General features: G+C 69.8%; 12 protein-coding genes and 1 pseudogene. 5 read left to right on the top strand and 8 right to left on the bottom strand.

Going from position 1 to position 16145, the window contains the following annotated elements; translation table 11 throughout:
- The first annotated feature begins 12 nt into the window (after positions 1–12).
- The 3 genes and pseudogenes from ACZ5SK_RS29920 to ACZ5SK_RS29910 form a co-directional block, all read left to right on the top strand.
- Positions 13–816 carry a DUF4097 family beta strand repeat-containing protein gene (locus tag ACZ5SK_RS29920; RefSeq protein WP_361703229.1) on the top strand — a complete coding sequence of 268 codons (804 nt, stop codon included), beginning with the start codon at positions 13–15 and terminating at the stop codon, positions 814–816.
- Between the two features lie 73 nt (positions 817–889).
- A complete protein-coding gene (locus tag ACZ5SK_RS29915; RefSeq protein ID WP_334580478.1) occupies positions 890–2284 on the top strand; it encodes a coiled-coil domain-containing protein in 1395 nt (464 codons plus the stop codon).
- Positions 2285–2400: 116 nt separating this feature from the next.
- Positions 2401–2901, top strand: a pseudogene (locus ACZ5SK_RS29910) (DUF4383 domain-containing protein); the annotation flags it as partial.
- A gap of 24 nt (positions 2902–2925) precedes the next feature.
- Here ACZ5SK_RS29910 and ACZ5SK_RS29905 read toward each other — a convergent pair.
- The 3 genes from ACZ5SK_RS29905 to ACZ5SK_RS29895 form a co-directional block, all read right to left on the bottom strand.
- Positions 2926–4101 carry an amidase domain-containing protein gene (locus ACZ5SK_RS29905; protein WP_334580477.1) on the bottom strand — a complete coding sequence of 392 codons (1176 nt, stop codon included), beginning with the start codon at positions 4099–4101 and terminating at the stop codon, positions 2926–2928.
- Between the two features lie 123 nt (positions 4102–4224).
- Complete coding sequence (locus ACZ5SK_RS29900) at positions 4225–5505, bottom strand: polysaccharide deacetylase family protein (protein ID WP_334580476.1); 1281 nt, start codon at positions 5503–5505, stop codon at positions 4225–4227.
- Between the two features lie 50 nt (positions 5506–5555).
- Positions 5556–7772, bottom strand: coding sequence for a transglycosylase domain-containing protein (locus tag ACZ5SK_RS29895; RefSeq protein ID WP_468415452.1), 2217 nt, complete (start codon positions 7770–7772; stop codon positions 5556–5558).
- Between the two features lie 285 nt (positions 7773–8057).
- On the opposite strand from ACZ5SK_RS29895, the gene ACZ5SK_RS29890 reads away from it, so the two are divergent.
- Positions 8058–8282: an FmdB family zinc ribbon protein gene (locus ACZ5SK_RS29890; protein WP_079662631.1), complete on the top strand. Its 225-nt coding sequence runs from the start codon at positions 8058–8060 to the stop codon at positions 8280–8282.
- Between the two features lie 21 nt (positions 8283–8303).
- On the opposite strand, the gene ACZ5SK_RS29885 is transcribed toward ACZ5SK_RS29890, so the two are convergent.
- Genes ACZ5SK_RS29885 through ACZ5SK_RS29875 form a run of 3 tightly spaced genes read right to left on the bottom strand, consistent with a single transcriptional unit; the run spans position 8304 to position 12945 of the window.
- On the bottom strand, positions 8304–9104 hold the full coding sequence (locus ACZ5SK_RS29885) for an HAD family hydrolase (protein WP_334580475.1): 801 nt from the start codon (positions 9102–9104) through the stop codon (positions 8304–8306).
- A complete protein-coding gene (locus tag ACZ5SK_RS29880; RefSeq protein ID WP_468415350.1) occupies positions 9104–11752 on the bottom strand; it encodes a phosphoribosyltransferase in 2649 nt (882 codons plus the stop codon). The genes ACZ5SK_RS29885 and ACZ5SK_RS29880 overlap by 1 nt, the downstream gene beginning before the upstream one ends.
- A 26-nt stretch (positions 11753–11778) precedes the next feature.
- Positions 11779–12945 (bottom strand): HpcH/HpaI aldolase/citrate lyase family protein, encoded by a 1167-nt coding sequence (locus tag ACZ5SK_RS29875; protein ID WP_334580473.1) that lies wholly within the window; start codon positions 12943–12945, stop codon positions 11779–11781.
- A 186-nt stretch (positions 12946–13131) separates the two neighbouring features.
- Here ACZ5SK_RS29875 and ACZ5SK_RS29870 point away from each other — a divergent pair, with 186 nt between their 5' ends.
- Positions 13132–13878: a TerD family protein gene (locus ACZ5SK_RS29870; protein WP_334580472.1), complete on the top strand. Its 747-nt coding sequence runs from the start codon at positions 13132–13134 to the stop codon at positions 13876–13878.
- Positions 13879–13914: 36 nt separating this feature from the next.
- Here the strand turns inward: ACZ5SK_RS29870 and ACZ5SK_RS29865 are convergent, their stop codons facing one another.
- Both ACZ5SK_RS29865 and ACZ5SK_RS29860 read right to left on the bottom strand, forming a co-directional pair.
- Positions 13915–14652, bottom strand: a complete 738-nt coding sequence (locus ACZ5SK_RS29865; RefSeq protein ID WP_334580471.1) for a TerD family protein — start codon at positions 14650–14652, stop codon at positions 13915–13917.
- Between the two features lie 133 nt (positions 14653–14785).
- On the bottom strand, positions 14786–15934 hold the full coding sequence (locus tag ACZ5SK_RS29860; RefSeq protein ID WP_334580469.1) for a DUF475 domain-containing protein: 1149 nt from the start codon (positions 15932–15934) through the stop codon (positions 14786–14788).
- Positions 15935–16145 lie beyond the last annotated feature (211 nt).

The following is a 16145-nucleotide window of genomic DNA, read 5'->3' as shown; positions in this document are numbered from 1 at the left end:
GGGGAGACCGACATGGCCCGCACGACCCGTACGACCCGAACGACCCGTACGACCCGAACGCGCCGTTCGACCCGTGGGACGCTCGCCGCCGTCGTCGTGGTCCTCGCCGTGGGTGCGACCGCCTGCGCCTCCGCCGACGACGACGAGCATCCCGACCACCGGTCCTTCGGCCTACAGGGCCGCACGCTCACGATCGACTCCGACGACTCGGCGCTCGAGATCGTCGCCTCGGACACGGCCAAGGCGGACACGGTCGACGTCACCCGGTGGTTCCAGGGGTCGGTCACCGTCGGCAGCAGCCCGAAGGTGACCTGGTCGATGAAGGACGACCGGCTGACGCTGCGCATGCACTGCTCCGGCCTGGTCGCCGACTGCGCCGCCAAGCACCGCGTCGTGGTGCCCCGGGGCGTCGCCGTGAAGATCGACAGCGACGACGGCAGCGTGCGGGCGCAGGGCTTCCGGGACGCGCTGAGCGTGCGCACCAAGGACGGCTCCGTGCGCGTCACCGACTCCAGCGGGCCGCTGGAGCTGCGCAGCGACGACGGCTCCGTACACGCCGAGGTCGCCTCGCGCACGGTGAACGCGCACACCAAGGACGGCTCGGTGCACCTGACCCTGAGCGCCGTACCGGACCGGGTGGAGTCGGTCAGCGACGACGGCTCGGTGACGATCGCCCTGCCCGCGGCGACGTACCGGGTGACCACGAAGACCGACGACGGCGGGGTGCATGTGTCCGTGCCGCGCGACGAGTCCAGCGCGCATGTCGTGGACGCGCGCAGCGCCGACGGCGAAGTCACCGTCAAGAACGCGAACTAACGGGCCCGTGTGTTCGTCCTTAACCGGTGGGAGAATGAGACCGGCAGGACGGATCACAGCACGGGAGAGGGATGTGACGGCGACACCAGCGCAGCCGTACTCGCCGTTGGTGCCGCGCGCACGGCGTCCCGCGCGAAAAGCGCTGCGCTCAGCGCTCCAGGACACCGTCACGCTGGTCGCCCTCCCTCTCGTGGTCGCCCTCGCGCTGCCCGCCGCGTTCGCGGGCGGCGGCACCCGGCGCTGGTTCGGCGGGCGGGCGGAGGGTCAGCGGGCCGAGGCGCAGGCCGCGAAGGACGCCGCCGCGGCCGCGTTCTACGAACTGGACACCGCCCAGCGCGACCTGCGGATCTCCATCGAGACGATCATGGCGGTGGACGACACGCCGGCCGCCCGGCGCGCGGTCTCCGACTTCGAGGCCGTCGGCCGGCGCATCGACGAGGCCAGCAGCCAGTACATCAACGCCGTAGACGCCCACGATCTCGACCGGGACGACCTGGAGGCGTCGGTGGCCGCCCGGGCGCGCACCGAGCTGACCCGCGCGAAGGACGAGTTGGGGCGCGTCAAGCAGGAGCTGGACCGGTTCGCCGACGGGCTGGGCCCGCTGCTCGGCAAGGCCGAGACGCAGCTGGCCCGGCTCGCGCCCGCCGTGGAGCGGGCCCGGCAGGCGCTGCGGGCCGCGTCCCAGGCGCTGGACGCCGTACGGGAGAGCGGTCTGCGGGCGGACGATCTCGCGGCGCGGCTGGCGGCGCTCGCGCCCGAGCTGACGATGCTGAACCAGGGCGCGGGGCAGCACGGGGTGGCGCAGACCTTGGAGCGGGCGGAGCGGGTGTCGCGGGAGGCCGAGGCGGTCCGCGTGGAGGCGGCGCGGCTGCCGGAGCGGGCCGCCGAGATCGACCACCGGCTGGTGTCGCTGCGTACGCGCGCGCAGGCGCTCCAGACCCGCTCGGGGCAGGTGGAGCCGATCCTGAGCGAGCTGCGGCGGCGGTTCTCGGCGGCCTGCTGGCAGGACCTCCAGCACGTCCCCGAGCAGGCCGGGGAGAACGTCCGGCAGGCGGAGGCGAAGCTGAAGGAGGCGCAGGCCGCGCGGGACGCCCAGCGCTGGCCGGACGCCACCGCGCTGCTGTCGACGGTGCGGGCGCTGCTGAACGGCACGGACGAGGCGGTGTCGGCGGCCGGTGACCGGCTGAGCAGGCTGAACGCCGTGCAGAAGGATCCGCAGGCGGAGATCGACCGGACCCGGTTCGCGATCCGGGACGCGCAGCGGCTGGCCATGTCGGGCCGCAACACGCCCGATCCGCGGCATGCGCGCCCGCTGGACGACTCGGTGGCGCGGCTGGAGCGGGCGATCGCCACGCTGGAGGGCCGGCACCCCGACTACTGGCACTTCCTGACCGAGACGGAGGCGGTCCGGCGGGCGGTGGCGGACACGGTGGCCCGGATCCGCGAGGAGCGCGGCGCCGGGCAGTGACGCCCCGGACGCCGCGGACGCTCCGAACGCTCCGACATTGCCCTCGGCGCGCGGCGGGCGGATATTGAGAGGTACGTACGGCCCCCGTCGGCACGTCCACCCCCAGGGAGGCGGAGATGGCCACACACGTACTGCACGGCCGGTCCGGGCGGCGGATCAGACTCGACGACCACCTGCCCGTCGACCACCGCCTGAACCTGGTCTACCGGATCGGCGCCGGGCTGATGGGCCTGGGTCTCGTCGTCTTCGGGATCTTCGGGATCATCGACGAGATCGGCTTCTTCGACACCGGCGGGGACGAGGTGTGGAGCCTGAACACCAACGGCGCGCTGAGCTGGCTGTCGGTCGGTGTCGGGCTGCTGCTCTTCGTGGGCATGGTGATCGGCGGGAACTTCGCGTCGACGCTGAACATGACCCTCGGCCTGCTGTTCATCGTCAGCGGCTTCCTGAACATGGCGCTGCTGGAGACGGACTACAACTTCCTGGCCTTCAAGATCCAGAACTGCATGCTCAGCTTCGTGATCGGGATCCTGCTGATGGTCTTCGGGATGTACGGCAGGGTGGGATCCGCCCTGCCGCACGACAACCCGTACTGGCGGGCCCGTCATCCCGAGGAGTGACGGAGTGACGGGCCGGCCGGATCAGGTGCGGTAGGCGTAGTAGTACGCGTTCGGGTTCTGCGTGATGATGCTCGACAGCGACTTACGCAGCGTGTTGTTCGAGTGGTACGTCAGGTACGGGATGCCGTTGGCCTTGTACGTGACGATCATCGTGTGGTCCTTGGCCCCGTCCCGGTCGAAGTCCATCTGGAGGACGTCGCCGACCTCGAGCTGGTACACGTTGGCGAGCGGGGTGGTCCGCTTGGAGTTCTGGGCGAACCAGGACCACTCGTTGACGCCGACGAACGAGTCCGACTGGATGTCGGCGTTGCCGAACCACTTGGTGTAGTCGTACACGTAGCCGGGGACGTGCTTCCAGCCGCCCGCCTTCAGGGACTGGCTGACGAAGTTGGTGCAGTCGCCGCCGGCGGTGTGGTTGTTGAAGTCCGGGTAGTCCTTGTTGTAGACGTTCCAGTACTTCTCGGCGTAGGTCGCCATCGCCTTGTAGTCGTAGGCGGTGCCGGTCTTCGGGACGGCGGCCGGATTGCGGGTGATCTCCGCGCGCTTGGCGTTCGGCATCGGGTTGTCGTCGGCCGCGGTGGTCACCTTGACGGACGTCGGCTTGGACAGCGTGTTCACGGCGAGGCCACCCTGGTCGGTGTCCGTGATGCCGGTGAGCTGCCAGGTGCCCTGCCGGTCGGCCTTGAACGTCAGCTCGTGCCTGGCCTGGAACCCGGTGGTCTTCGGCGCGTTTCCGCGGGCCTGCGCGTAGGTCAGGGTCGTGGTCTCGGTGACATCGGCCTTGGCCGTGCGGCCCGTCACGCGCGTGGCGTTCAGGGTGACGGTGGTGGCGGCCTTGCTGTACTTCTCGCCGGCCTTCGCGAGCTTGTCCTTGCGCTGCCCCAGGGAGGACAGCGTGGCGCCCTCGCTGCGGGCGGTGCCCGAGGACAGCTTGACGTCACCCGAGAAGCCGTTGGTCAGCGGCTTCTCACGGTCGCCCTGAGCGCCCGTGACGAGGGCGTCCGTACGGTCGGTGAAGACCGCGTCCGCCAGCCGCTGGAAGGTGGCCTTGGTCTTGGCGTCGACCGTGGGGTCGTCGACGACCGCGGCGCCGGCGGACCAGTTGGGCAGCAGCGCGACTCCGGCGACGACCGAGGTCGCCGCTGCCCCGAGTATCGTGACGCGGCGGCGCGTCCCGCTCAATTTCCTTGACTTCACTGATGTTTCCCCTCTTGACCCGGCGGGGGGATGCCGGGCAGGGGCATCTTTGCATGACATGTGCAGCTCGTGTGAAGAGGGTTGCGGTTGAGGTTTGGTTACGCCGTACCCGGGATCCGGCGGTCACTTCACGACGGTCGACCAGTCCGGATTCTGCGCCGGGTCCAGGGTGCGCATCCGCTCCAGCGTCGCGGGCGACTGCACGTCCATCCAGTCGGCCAACTCCTTGAAGGACACGCACTTGACGTCCTTCTTGGTGCATACGTTCTGGATGACCTGGTCGACGGCCTTCATGTAGATGCCGCCGTTCCACTGCTCGAAGTGGTTGCCGATGAACAGCGGGGCCCGGCTGCCGTAGTACACCCGGTTGAAGCCGGCCATGTAGGAGTCGAGGGTCTCCTGCTCCCACTGCGTGTACTTGGCGGGGTCGCCGTCGGGCTGGCCGTCGGACTGGTTGGCCAGGAAGTTGAAGTCCATGGACAGGGACTGGACATCGCCGTTCGGGAGCGCCTGGAGCGGGAAGTCCCAGAGGCCGTTCTTCTTCGTCGGCCAGATCTGGAAGCCGCCCGGGTTGGAGGCGTCGTAGCGCCAGCCGTAGCCCTTGGCGGCCTTCAGGAGGTTCGGCTGGCCCTCCAGGCAGGGCGCCCGGCCGCCGGTGACCTCTTTCTTGAAGTCGAAGGGCAGCGGGGGGATGTCCTTGTAGCCGGTGTTGGTCTTCCAGTTCTCCACGAACTTGTAGAACTGGTCGATCTCGCTCTTCCACTCCGCGACGCTCCAGTCCTTGCCGCCCTTGGCGCCGCAGAAGTGGCCGTTGAAGTGGGTGCCGATCTCGTTGCCCTCCTTCCAGGACTCGGAGAGCTGCTCCAGCGTGGTGCGGATGTGTTCGTCGGTGGGGTAGCTGATCGCGGCCGAGCCCCTGGGGTGCTGCGGCGGCAAGTACAGGTTCTTCTTGCTCTTGGGCAGCAGGTAGATGCCGGTGAGGAAGAAGGTCATGTTGGCGTTGTACTTCTCGCCCAGCTTCCGGTAGTGCTCGAAGAGGCCGTCGTCGCCCATCAGCGCGCCGTCCCAGGAGAAGACGACGAACTGCGGGGGCTTCTCACCGGGCTTGAGCGGGACCGGCTTCAACTGGCCCGTCTGCGGCCCGGTGTACGAGGTGGAGCCGTCCCCCAGGACGTGGGTCTTGCCGTCCCACGGCGGCTCCTTGGCAGCCTCCGACGACGCCTTCTTGCTGTCCCCCGAGGACGCCGTCGGCTGGGTGTCGTCCGTGCGGTGGAGCACCAGGTAGCCGGCCATCAGGGACGCGACGACGAGGAACGCCGCCAGTGTCAGGAACCCCGGGTGGGTGGCTGCGGGGCGGCGCGTGGATGCCGGGGCCTTGCGGCGGCGGCCCGACGGTGACTTCATGTGCGGATCATTTCTCCGGATTCGGGGGCGCGGGTGCCCGGGGTCGGTGGTCAGCCGAGCGGGCTCATGGCACCTGACCAGATGCCGTACGGAACGCTGTCGTCCCTCGTGCCGGCGACGCCCTTCAGCGGCAGCGGTTCGAGGCTCTTGGCGAGGTCGATGCGGTAGACGACGACGGCGGTGGACACGGCCTTGGCCGAGCCGACGTACCAGGCGGCGGTGTCGTCCTGGGTGGTGCCCGCCTTCCCGGCCACCCGGCCGAGCGAGCCGGACCGGGCGGCCTGCTGCTGCGAGGAGGGCACGTCGTCCGGGTGGGCGAGGCTGAAGGAGTCCGCGAGCGCGGAGTTGACCTCCTCGGCCACGTCGGCGCCGAACGCGCGGTCGGTGGCCGGGGTCTCCAGGACGACCTTGGTGCCGTTCTTGGTGATCATGCGCACCGAGTACGGCTCGGTGTGCTTGCCGCCCCCGGCGAAGGTGGCGTAGCCGCTCGCCATGCGGATCGCGCTGGGCGTGGCGCTGCCCGTGGACAGGGCGGGCACCTGCGCCCCGAAGCTGGAGGACAGCAGCCCGGACTTCTCGGCGGTGGAGCGCACCACATCCAGGCCGGTGTCCATGCCGAGCTGCATGAACGGCGTGTTCACCGACCGGGCCAGGGCCCGGTGCAGGGAGATCTGCCCGTAGGACTTGCCGCCGTCGTTCTCGGAGGCGACCCGCTTGCCGTTGCGGTCCCAGTAGTAGCCCTCGGGGGTGGTCAGCAGCGCCTTGTTGTCGCCGTCGTAGAGCGAGTCGCCGGTGATCTCGGTGGTCTCCCCGTCACGGGTCTTGTGGATGCCGTGCTCCAGGCCGGCCGCGTACACGAACGGCTGGAAGGCCGAACCGGCGGGGACGGTGGTGGCGTTGGACTCGTTGTAGCCCTGCGTCCGGTGGTCGGGGCCGCCGTAGACGGCGAGGATCCGGCCGTCGGCGGCCACCGAGGAGGCGCCGTAGTGCGCGGTCGCGGCGTTCTTCGGGTCGTCCTTCTGGGCCTGCTTGCGGGCCTTGGTGACGGCGTCGGTGAGCTGGGTCTGGCGCTTCTTGTCGAAGGTCGTGTAGATCTGATAGCCGCCCAGGTCGAAGTCCTTGTCGGAGATGTTCCCGGCCTTCTTGACGTACTGGGAGGCGAGTTCGACCAAATAGTCGCTCTGCTCTCCCGTGTCGTACAGCGGGTTGGCCTTGAGCGGCTCGGGGAACTTCGTGTACTTGGCGCGCTCGGCCTTCGACAGCTTGCCGATCTCGACCATCCGGTCCAGGGTCCACGACCAGCGCTCCACGGCGCGGGCGCGGTTGGCGGGGTTCAGCGTCGGGTCGTACAGGCCCGCCCCCTTGAGCAGGGAGGCGAGGAACGCGGCCTCGCTGGCGTTGAGTTCGCCGACGTCCTTGCCGTAGTAGGCCTGGGCGGCGCGCTGGATGCCGTAGGTACCGCGGCCGAACCAGCTGGTGTTGAGGTAGCCCTCGAGGATGTCGTCCTTGCTCATCTGGTTGTCGAGCTTGAGGGCGATCATCGCCTCGGTGAACTTGCGGCTGACCGTCTGATTCTGGTTCAGGTAGACGTTCTTGACGTACTGCTGGGTGATCGTGGAGCCGCCCTGGGTGTCGCCCTGGCCGATCGTGCGGAACAGGGCGCGGCTGATGCCCTTGAAGGAGATGCCGGGGTCGCTGTAGAAGCTCGCGTTCTCCGCTGCGAGCACCGCCCAGCGGACGTCCTCGGGTATGTCCTTCAGCGGCATCGCCTGCCGCTGCACCCAGCCGGTGCGGGCCATGGGCGTCCCGTCGGCCCAGAAGTACACGTTGTCCTGCTGGGTGGCGTACGAGTTGATGTTGTCCGGTATGTCGGTGGCCGCGTAGGCGACGACCAGCAGCAGGCTGCTCAGGCCCATCGACGTGAGGAAGCCGCCGAGCCACTGCCGCCAGGAGGGTATCCAGCGCCGCCAGCCGGTACGGCCCGGGCGCGGGTACTGCGGGCGCAGCTTGCGGGCGTACGGAGTGACACGAGCCACATACGGGGCCAGTGCCGCGAGAAGCGGGGTCAGCCGGGGGCCCAGAGCCGCGGATATGCGGGCAAACACGGAAGGACGGGGGGCTTTCCGCCGATTTTTCGACGAACGCGCTTTCTTGTCGTCGCCGCCTTCACCGCCCCCCTCGAATATGTCCGGCAAGGCCGGTATATCCGATACCCGCAGTTGCATGGTCTCGTCCGCCCGGAAAGAGGCAGGGACCTTCAACTGCATGGTGGCATCTGGCTCCTGGGGCTCCTCCCCCTGCCCCGCCTGGGTCACGACGCGTCTCCCTCCCGCACTCCGTATTGCTCGCAGGCAGACGTACAGACTTACGAGGGCCTGACATGGTTGCCGTTGACGCGGCCGCAAACGGCGAACCCTTCCGACCTTGGGGTTCGCGCGGCGCTCTCAAATTACCAGCGCCCTTCGCAAATTCTCCACATAAGAAAACGACAGAAGTGAACAACGGTCAAACTGCTGACGCCCCGTCCGAGGATAAGGCCCTAATCTGGGGCCATGCCTCGCTACGAGTACCGCTGCCGGACCTGCGGCGACACCTTCGAATTGAGCCGGCCGATGGCCCGGTCCGCCGATCCCGCGTCCTGCCCCGCAGGTCATGACGACACAGTGAAGCTTCTCTCAACCGTGGCCGTGGGCGGCACCGCCTCCGCCCCCGCGCCCGGAGCGGGCGGCGGGGGCGGAGGCGGAGGCGGTTGTTGCGGCGGCGGCTGCTGCGGCTGACGGCCGGCCCAGGGCGGATTCTCAGGAGTTCTTCAGAAACTCCCGCAGGATGCGCTCGCCGGCCAGCACGCCCCGCTCGGGCAGGGCGGTGATCTCCGGGGCCGTCCAGGCCGCGTCGGCCAGTTCGCCGTGCCCCGGGCGCCAGCCCCGGTCGGCGGCCAGCAGCAGGTCGGCGTCGAGCAGCGAGTCGCCCGCGGCCAGCGTCAGTTCGGCGCCGGTGCGGCGGGCCACCTCGCGCACGGCCGCGCTCTTGGTCAGCGGCTTCGGCACGGCGTAGATCTTGCGGCCCTGGAGCGACACGGTCCAGCCGCGGTTCTCCGCCCAGGCCGCGAGCTCCTTCACCCACTCCTCGGGCAGCAGCTCGCGTTCGACGACGAGGTAGGCGAACAGGTCCTCGGCGATGCGCTGTTTGCGCAGCCAGAGCGGGTCCGCCGTCTTCGTCAGGTACTCCTGCACCTCGGCGAGCGGCGCGCACTCGTCGGCCAGCCGGGCGAGCACGGACCCGTGCCAGTCCTGGTCGGTCGCCCCGTCGACCAGCAGATGACCGCCGTTCGCGCAGATCGCGTACGTCGGCTGCGGGCCGGGAAGGTTGATGCGCTGGTACTGCTTGCGCGTCCGGGTCGTCGTCGGCACGAACACCGCCGTGTCACCGAGGTCGGTGAGCAGCTGCGCCGCCGTCTCGGTCATGAACGACAGCGGCCTCGCCTCGTGGACCTCCACGCACAGCAGGCGCGGCGCGCGGGCATCCGGCATGGTCAGCGCCAGGGCGGCCGCCGAGTAGATGAGCGTACGGTCGAGGTCGCTCGCCACCAGAACCGGCATCAGACCGTCACCGCCCTGCCGTCGGCGCCGGTCGCCCCGCGCGTGAACTGCGGGTGGATCAGCCCCACGCAGGTGTACGGCAGTTCGTCGACCTCCTCCACGGGCACCCCGCGCTGCCCGGCGAGCAGCCGCACGTGCTCCAGGTCGGCGCCCGCCCCGGCCCGCGCGAGGATCTTCCAGGGCACCCGGCGCAGCAGCACCCGGGTGGTCTCGCCGACGCCGGGCTTGACCAGGTTCACGTCGTGGATGCCGTACTCCTCGCTGATCCGCTCGACGGCGGCCCAGCCCTCCCAGCTCGGCGTGCGGTCACTGGCCAGGAGCTCCTTCGCCGCGCCGTCGACGGCGTCCGCGACCTCCGGGAAACGGGCGGCGACGGCGTCCACGAAGGCCACCGAGACGTCCGCGCCGGCGAGCTCACGGTAGAACTTCGCGCCGTGGAAGTCGTCCGGGCCGACGAGGTCGGCGCGCAGGACGGTCCGCGAGATGAGCCCCGACACGGTCGAGTTGAGACAGGCGGACGGGATCAGGAAGTCCTCCCGGGTGCCGTACGTCCGCACGCACGAGCCCGGGTCGGCCAGCACCGCGATCTCCGCGTCGAAGCCGGCCGCGCCACCGCCCGCCTCGAAATCCTCGATCGCCGCCGCCAACTCCCGGGTGATCGCGCCCTTGCCGGTCCAGCCGTCGACGAAGACGACGTCCCGCGGGTCGTGATGGGCGGCCAGCCAGCGCAACGCGTTGGCGTCGATGCCCCGGCCGCGCACGATGGACACGGCGTAGTGCGGCACGTCGAGCCCGTGCCGGAACCGCGCCCAGCGCCGCATCAGCACCCCCACCGGGGTGCCGGCGCGGGCGAGCGAGACCAGGACGGGCCGCGGCGACCGCTCGGCGATCACGGTCTCCGTGACGACGCCGACAGCCTGCGCGAGCCGCGCCGCGGAGGTCTCCAGGGCCGCGTGGAACAGCTCCTGGTACTGCTCGCTGGGCTGGTACTCGACGGGCAGCGACTCGGCGTAGTGCGCGCCGCCGCTCTGGATGGCCTCCTCCCGCTCCTCGGTCGGCGCCTCCAGCGTCACGTCCGAGAGGTCCTGGAGCAGCCAGCCGACCTCCTCGGGCGGGTACGAGGAGAAGGCGGGGCCGCGAAGGGGCTCGGGCAGCATGGCGGGTCTCTCTTCCGGCAGGGCGGCTGCGGACAGCGGCTCGGGGACGTACGACGGTACGACCGCGAGGACGACATGCGGGGTATGCGCGGCGAGCCGGGCGAGCAGCCCGTCGGGCGCGTGCAGAGCCGCGGTGTCGGCCACGGAGTCCACGACGGCGACCACGGCGTCGAAGCCGCCGCCCGCGACGTTGTAGGCGTAGCGCTCGCCGGGGCCGTCGGCCGGGTCGTCATGCGCAGGGAAAACGATTCGGCTGCGTATCGCGTAGCCGGGGTCGTCGACCGCGAGGACGGGTGAGCGGGTGGTGGTCGAGTAACGCACCTCCGCGGCCAGGACCTGCTCCAGCTCACGGGCAAGGCGGAGGGGCGTGTACATCAGCTCCTCGAAGCCGAGTACGAGGACGCTCCCCGGGTTGGCCGGGATTGCCTCCGCGAGGCGGGCTGTCATGGCGGGGAGGGCGGCTTCGAGGCGTATTCGGTCGTGCGGGGTGAAGCCGTGGCGGCCGCCGTCGGGGAGGCCTTGAGGCCAGCCGAGTTCTACGCGGGTGATGTGGCCGTGGGGGCGCGTCTGCCGGGTGCGGTTGTCGTCCGGGTGCGGGTGCGCTGTGGCTGGTCGCGCAGTTCCCCGCGCCCCTTCGAGGGCGGCTGCCGCAGCGCCCGCTTCTAGGGGCGCGGGGCTGTGTCGATATGCGGCTCCGCCGCGGGGCGCGACCAGCCCCGACGGCGCGGCAGAGTACTGCGCCACCAGCTCCTGCCCCTTCTCCAGCACGCCCTCCGGGAGCCGTACGGTTCCCGAGGCCGCCGCGACCAGGTCGACGCGGGCGCCGATCTCGCGTGCGAACGCCGCGAGGCGACCCGCGTCGGCGGCCGAGCGCATGTCGACGAGGGCGACGACGACGTACCGCCTCCGCGGATACCGCTCGTGCAGGCCCCGGATGGTGTTCAGGACGGTGTTGCCGGTGGAGAACTCGTCGTCGACCAGGACGAGCGGGCCGTCCCCGGCCAGCAGCGCGGCATCCTCCGGCAGGAGGAGGTGGGACGTGGCGTGGGAGTGGGACTCCTCGAAGCCGCCCGCCGTCGGGACGCCCGCCACCGGACGGCGGGTGGAGTGCAGGTAGGGGGCGGTGCCGAGGCCGTCGGCGACGGAGTGGCCGAGGCCGGTGGCGGTCTCCGCGTAGCCCAGCACGACCGCCTCGGCCGCCTCCTGCGCGCCGAGCAACTCGCGCACCCGGCGGCCGAGGGCGAAGCCGTGTCCGTGTACGAGGGACGGGGACTGCGGGACGTGCTTGCCCAGCACGTTGGACACCAGCAGGTGCGCCCGCTTGGGGTTGCGGCGCAGGGCCAGCCCCAGCATGTCCGTCAGCGTGTCGTCGCCCACGAGCTCGACCCCGAGCCGCTCGGCGACCCACGAGCCGGACCAGACCCGGCTGTCCCGGGTGTCCCGGCGGTCCCGGCGGTCGTGGTCGTCCCCGTTGTTCACTGCGTTGTTCATGCGTCCCTTGTGAGTGAGGTGGTGGTTCAGCCGGGTATGCCGGCGGCGAGCAGGTCGACGAAGCTGACGTCCTCATGCGCGACGCCGAAGACCTCCGCGCGGAGCATCGTGCGCTCGGCCCAGGCGCGGTGCGGTTTCACCTCGTTCATCTTGTTCGTGTACTGCGACCGCAGCACACCCCCGCCGCCGCGTTCCGGCCGCAGGATGTCCGCCGCGTCGCTGTACTCCTCGTGACTGACGACGGACAGCGCGTGCACGGCCGGCACATGCGAGGGGTGGATGCAGGTCTTGCCCAGCAGGCCGTTGGCGTGGTCGAGGGAGATCTCACGCAGCAGCCCGTCCATCGCGTGCTCGATCAGTCTCTCGCGCAGTTCCACGGCCTGCCCCTCCAGGAAGGGGCTGTGTCGCAGCATCGGCTTGAACATGCGCTCGGGGACCCGGAAGTACTCCCACACCGGGCCCGTGACCGTGAAGCCGGTGCCGTCGGCCCGCCCCAGCATGTTCACCACGTCGGCGATCACGGAGGCGACGATCTGGACGTCGTAGGCGGTCATGTCGGGGGCGCGGCGCAGGCCGTAGGACGAGCAGAAGTCGGTCACGCCGAGGCGCAGGGCGAGGACCCGGCTGCGGTACTTCTCGACGGCGCGGGCGATGCCCTCCAGCGCGTCCACCCGGGACTCGCGGTACATCAGCTCGGGCGTCTCCAGCACGGGCATGCCGAACAGCCTGCGTCCGCTCGCCGCCTCGGCGCCCGACAGCGCCTCCAGGAACGGGATGCCCCGCTCCTCGGTGAACTTCGGGAACACGAACCCGCTCAGCAGCTCCGCGCCGGCCCCGAGCCGCCGGACCAGGTCGGGGATCTGCTCGGGCGTCCGCACCCGGATGAAGAGCAGCGGCGGCTCCAGGTCCGTACGCGCCGCCAGGTCGGCGAACTGCCGGACGAGGTTCTCCTCGCCGGCCGCGACGTCCTCGTCGCCGATGGAGTCCTCCAGGCACAGCACCATCGACACCACACCGCGCTCGGTCTGCTTGACGATGTCGTCCGCCAGCCGGGGCCGGGTGGCCGGGCTGTAGAGCGTGGCGCCCAGGGCCGCGGAGAGCAGCCTGGCCGGGGAGTCCCTGTCGAAGACGCACGGCTCCCGGTAGAAGAGGCGCTGCCGCACCTCAGGGGCGAGGTGCCCGAAATGACGCATAAAACTCCCCCGTGGTGCAAGGTAAGGCGGTGGATTCGGCAAGAGGTGGCCGGTAATAGTACGTAGGGATCCATGTCTGGGGTTCCCGCCGGGCATGAACTTCAGGTAACTCGCCCGTGAGACTTGTCCGGACCCGCCATGGACCCCGCGTTGTCGTGAGCAGGACCGAGAAGGCAGGATGACCGCATGACGCACGCGATGCTGAAGGGGTCGAACGTCCCGCTGAAAACCACCACGGTACGTGCCGTGCTGCGCTGGACCCCCGGGCAGGGGGTCCCGGACGTCGACGCCTCGGCGCTGCTCCTCGGCCTCGACGGTCGTGTGCGTTCCGACGAGGACTTCGTCTTCTACAACCAGCCCCGGCACCCTTCCGGGAAGGTGTGGCGGCTCGGCAAGAAGCGGGTCGCCGAGGGCCTTACGGACACCATCCAGACAGATCTCTCCGGTGTCGAGTCCGGCGTCGGTCAGATTCTGCTGGTCGCTTCGGCGGACGGCGTCCCGTTCGACCGCGTACGTTCCCTCAGCATTCTGCTGTACGACGCGAAAAGCGACGGCGAGCCGCTGGCCACCTTCGACATCCGTCCCGAGACGGGCGAGGAGACGGCCCTGATCTGCGGCGAGCTGTACCGGCGCGGCGACGGCTGGAAGTTCCGCGCCCTGGGCGAGGGCTACTCCAACGGCCTCAAGGGCCTGGCCACCGACTTCGGCATCTCGGTGGACGAGTCCGAGGAGGCGTCCGACCCGACGCCCGCCCAGCCGACCCCGAGCCTCTCCCAGCCCCTGCCTCCGGAGCAGCCGACCTCGGCCGTCCCGCAACAGCAGCAACAGCAGCCGGCCTACGGCTACCCGTCCAGCCTTCCGACCCACGGCTACGGCTACCCGGACGGCTCCTTCCGTCTGCCGCCGCAGGGGCCGCAGTTCGTCGGACGGTGAGGACTCGGGGAACGCGGGACCGCGGGGCCGTGAGCGCTACTTCTCCACCTTCGTCTTGTAGCCCCGCCCCCACTGCAGCCCCCACCCGTACAGCCGGTCCAGCTCCGCCTGGAATCCGTAGACGAACCGCACCTCGCGCCGGACCATCAACTCCCCCTTCACGTTCTCGATCATGACCACCGCGCAGGACCGGGCCTGCGGATGCCGCTCGTCGAGCCCTATCTCGATCCGCGGCCCGTTGCTCGGGTACAGCGTGACGATGGCGTGGGTGCGGTCGAACGCCGGCGTCTGGTCGTAGATGTAGACGAAGACCAGCAGTCGCTTGATCTCGTCCCGGTGGTCGAGGTTGACGTACATCGTCTCGCCGGACGCCGATCCGAATCGGTCGTCGCCGCTCAGCTTCACGTACGGCGCCGCGTTCACGTCCCCCAGGAACCCGCCCAGCGGCTGGACGACGCCCTTGGTGCCGTCGGCCAGCTCGTACAGGCAGCCGAGGTCGAGGTCGACGTTGACCATGCTCTGGCTGTGTCCGATGACCTCCGGGGGCCGCAGCGCCTTGAAGGGGTGGCGCAGCAGGCTCTCGCGCTGCGGCCCGCCGATGTCGGACGTCCGCATCCGCCAGGTCAGGTTGACCCGTAGGTTCCCCGTCGCGGCGCCCTGCTTGGTGAGGGAGACCTGATGATGCCGCTTGGTCAGCTCGATCGCGTTGCTGGCCGCGCTGCCCGAGTCGAAATCGGCCGTTCGGCTGCCCAGAATTCCGTCGAAGAAGCCCATTCCCGCCCCCTGCCTCCCCATCGTTCGCCACAAGGATTCGCCACAAAGATCCGTACATGGCCGGCGGGGCGGCCGTGGAGGACAGTTTCCTCACCGGCCGCCCCGCACAGAGCGTTCCTCGGTCAGAAGGTGATCACACCCCGGACGAGACCTCAGTCTTCTCGTCCGAGCCCTCCGCTTTTCCCTCGGCGGCCGCGAGTGCCTTGTTGCGGCGCACGGAGGACCAGAAGGACGCGGCGATCAGGACCACGCCGACGAGACCGGTGATGACCTCGTTGATCTGGTGCTGGATGGTGACCAGGAGGAGCACGGCGAGGGCGCCGATGGCGTAGTGGGCGCCGTGCTCCAGGTAGACGTAGTCGTCCAGGGTGCCCTGGCGGACCAGGTACACGGTCAGCGAACGGACGTACATGGCGCCGATGCCGAGGCCCAGGGCCATGAGGACGATGTCGTTGGTGATGGCGAAGGCGCCGATCACGCCGTCGAAGGAGAAGGACGCGTCGAGGACCTCGAGGTAGAGGAACATGAAGAACGCGGCCTGGCCGGCCAGCACGACGGGCGAGCGCTGCTTGCCGCTGCGCACCGCCTCTTCCTCCTCCTCGTGCTCGCGTTCCTCCTCTTCTTCGAGTTTGTCCTCGAAGTAGCCGGAGAGACCGCCGACGATCATGTAGGTGATCAGTCCGGCGATGCCGGAGATCAGCACCGTCTGCGCCTTGTCGACGTGGGCGCCGCCGTGCTGGTGGGCGTGGGTGGCGAAGGTGAAGGCGGTGATCAGCAGGACGATCAGGGCGATGCAGACCGACAGCATGTCGACCTTGCCGAGCTTGGCCAGCGGGCGTTCGATCCAGCGCAGCCACTGGATGTCGCGGTCCTCGAAGATGAAGTCGAGGAAGATCATGAGCAGGAACATGCCGCCGAAGGCGGCGATCGCCGGGTGGGCGTCGGTGACGAGCTGCTGGTAGTGGTCCTTGTCGTTCAGCGCGAGATCGACGGCGTCGATCGGGCCGATCTTGGCGCTGATCGCCACGATGACGACGGGGAAGACCAGCCGCATGCCGAAGACGGCGATGAGGACACCGACGGTGAGGAAGATCTTCTGCCAGAAGGCGTTCATCTTCTTCAGGATTCCGGCGTTGACCACCGCGTTGTCGAACGACAGCGAGATCTCGAGGATGGTGAGGATCGCCACGATGCCGAAGGCCTCCCACCCCCCGTAGAAGACCGCTGCGACCAGGCCGAGCGCGGTGACCGCGAACGACCAGCCGAAGGTTTTCAGAAGCACTGGCTACCCAATCCTGTGTGTACGGGTCTCCCCCGCGCCGTACTCGGCTTTACAAAAAGTTGACCTAACGGAGCAAGTCTAGAGGCGACTGCCCCGACAGGCACCGGCACCCCCATACCAGCCGGTAGCAGCGCTCGCGCGGGGAGGTCCTGGGCCCACCAGCCGACCGGCCCACCGGCCCACCGGCCCACCGGCCGACCGGCCCACAAGT

Source organism: Streptomyces sp. NPDC031474, assembly GCF_055581185.1.
The sequence above is the reverse complement of the archived record's forward strand: the minus strand, read 5'-3'. Positions and strand labels throughout refer to the sequence as shown.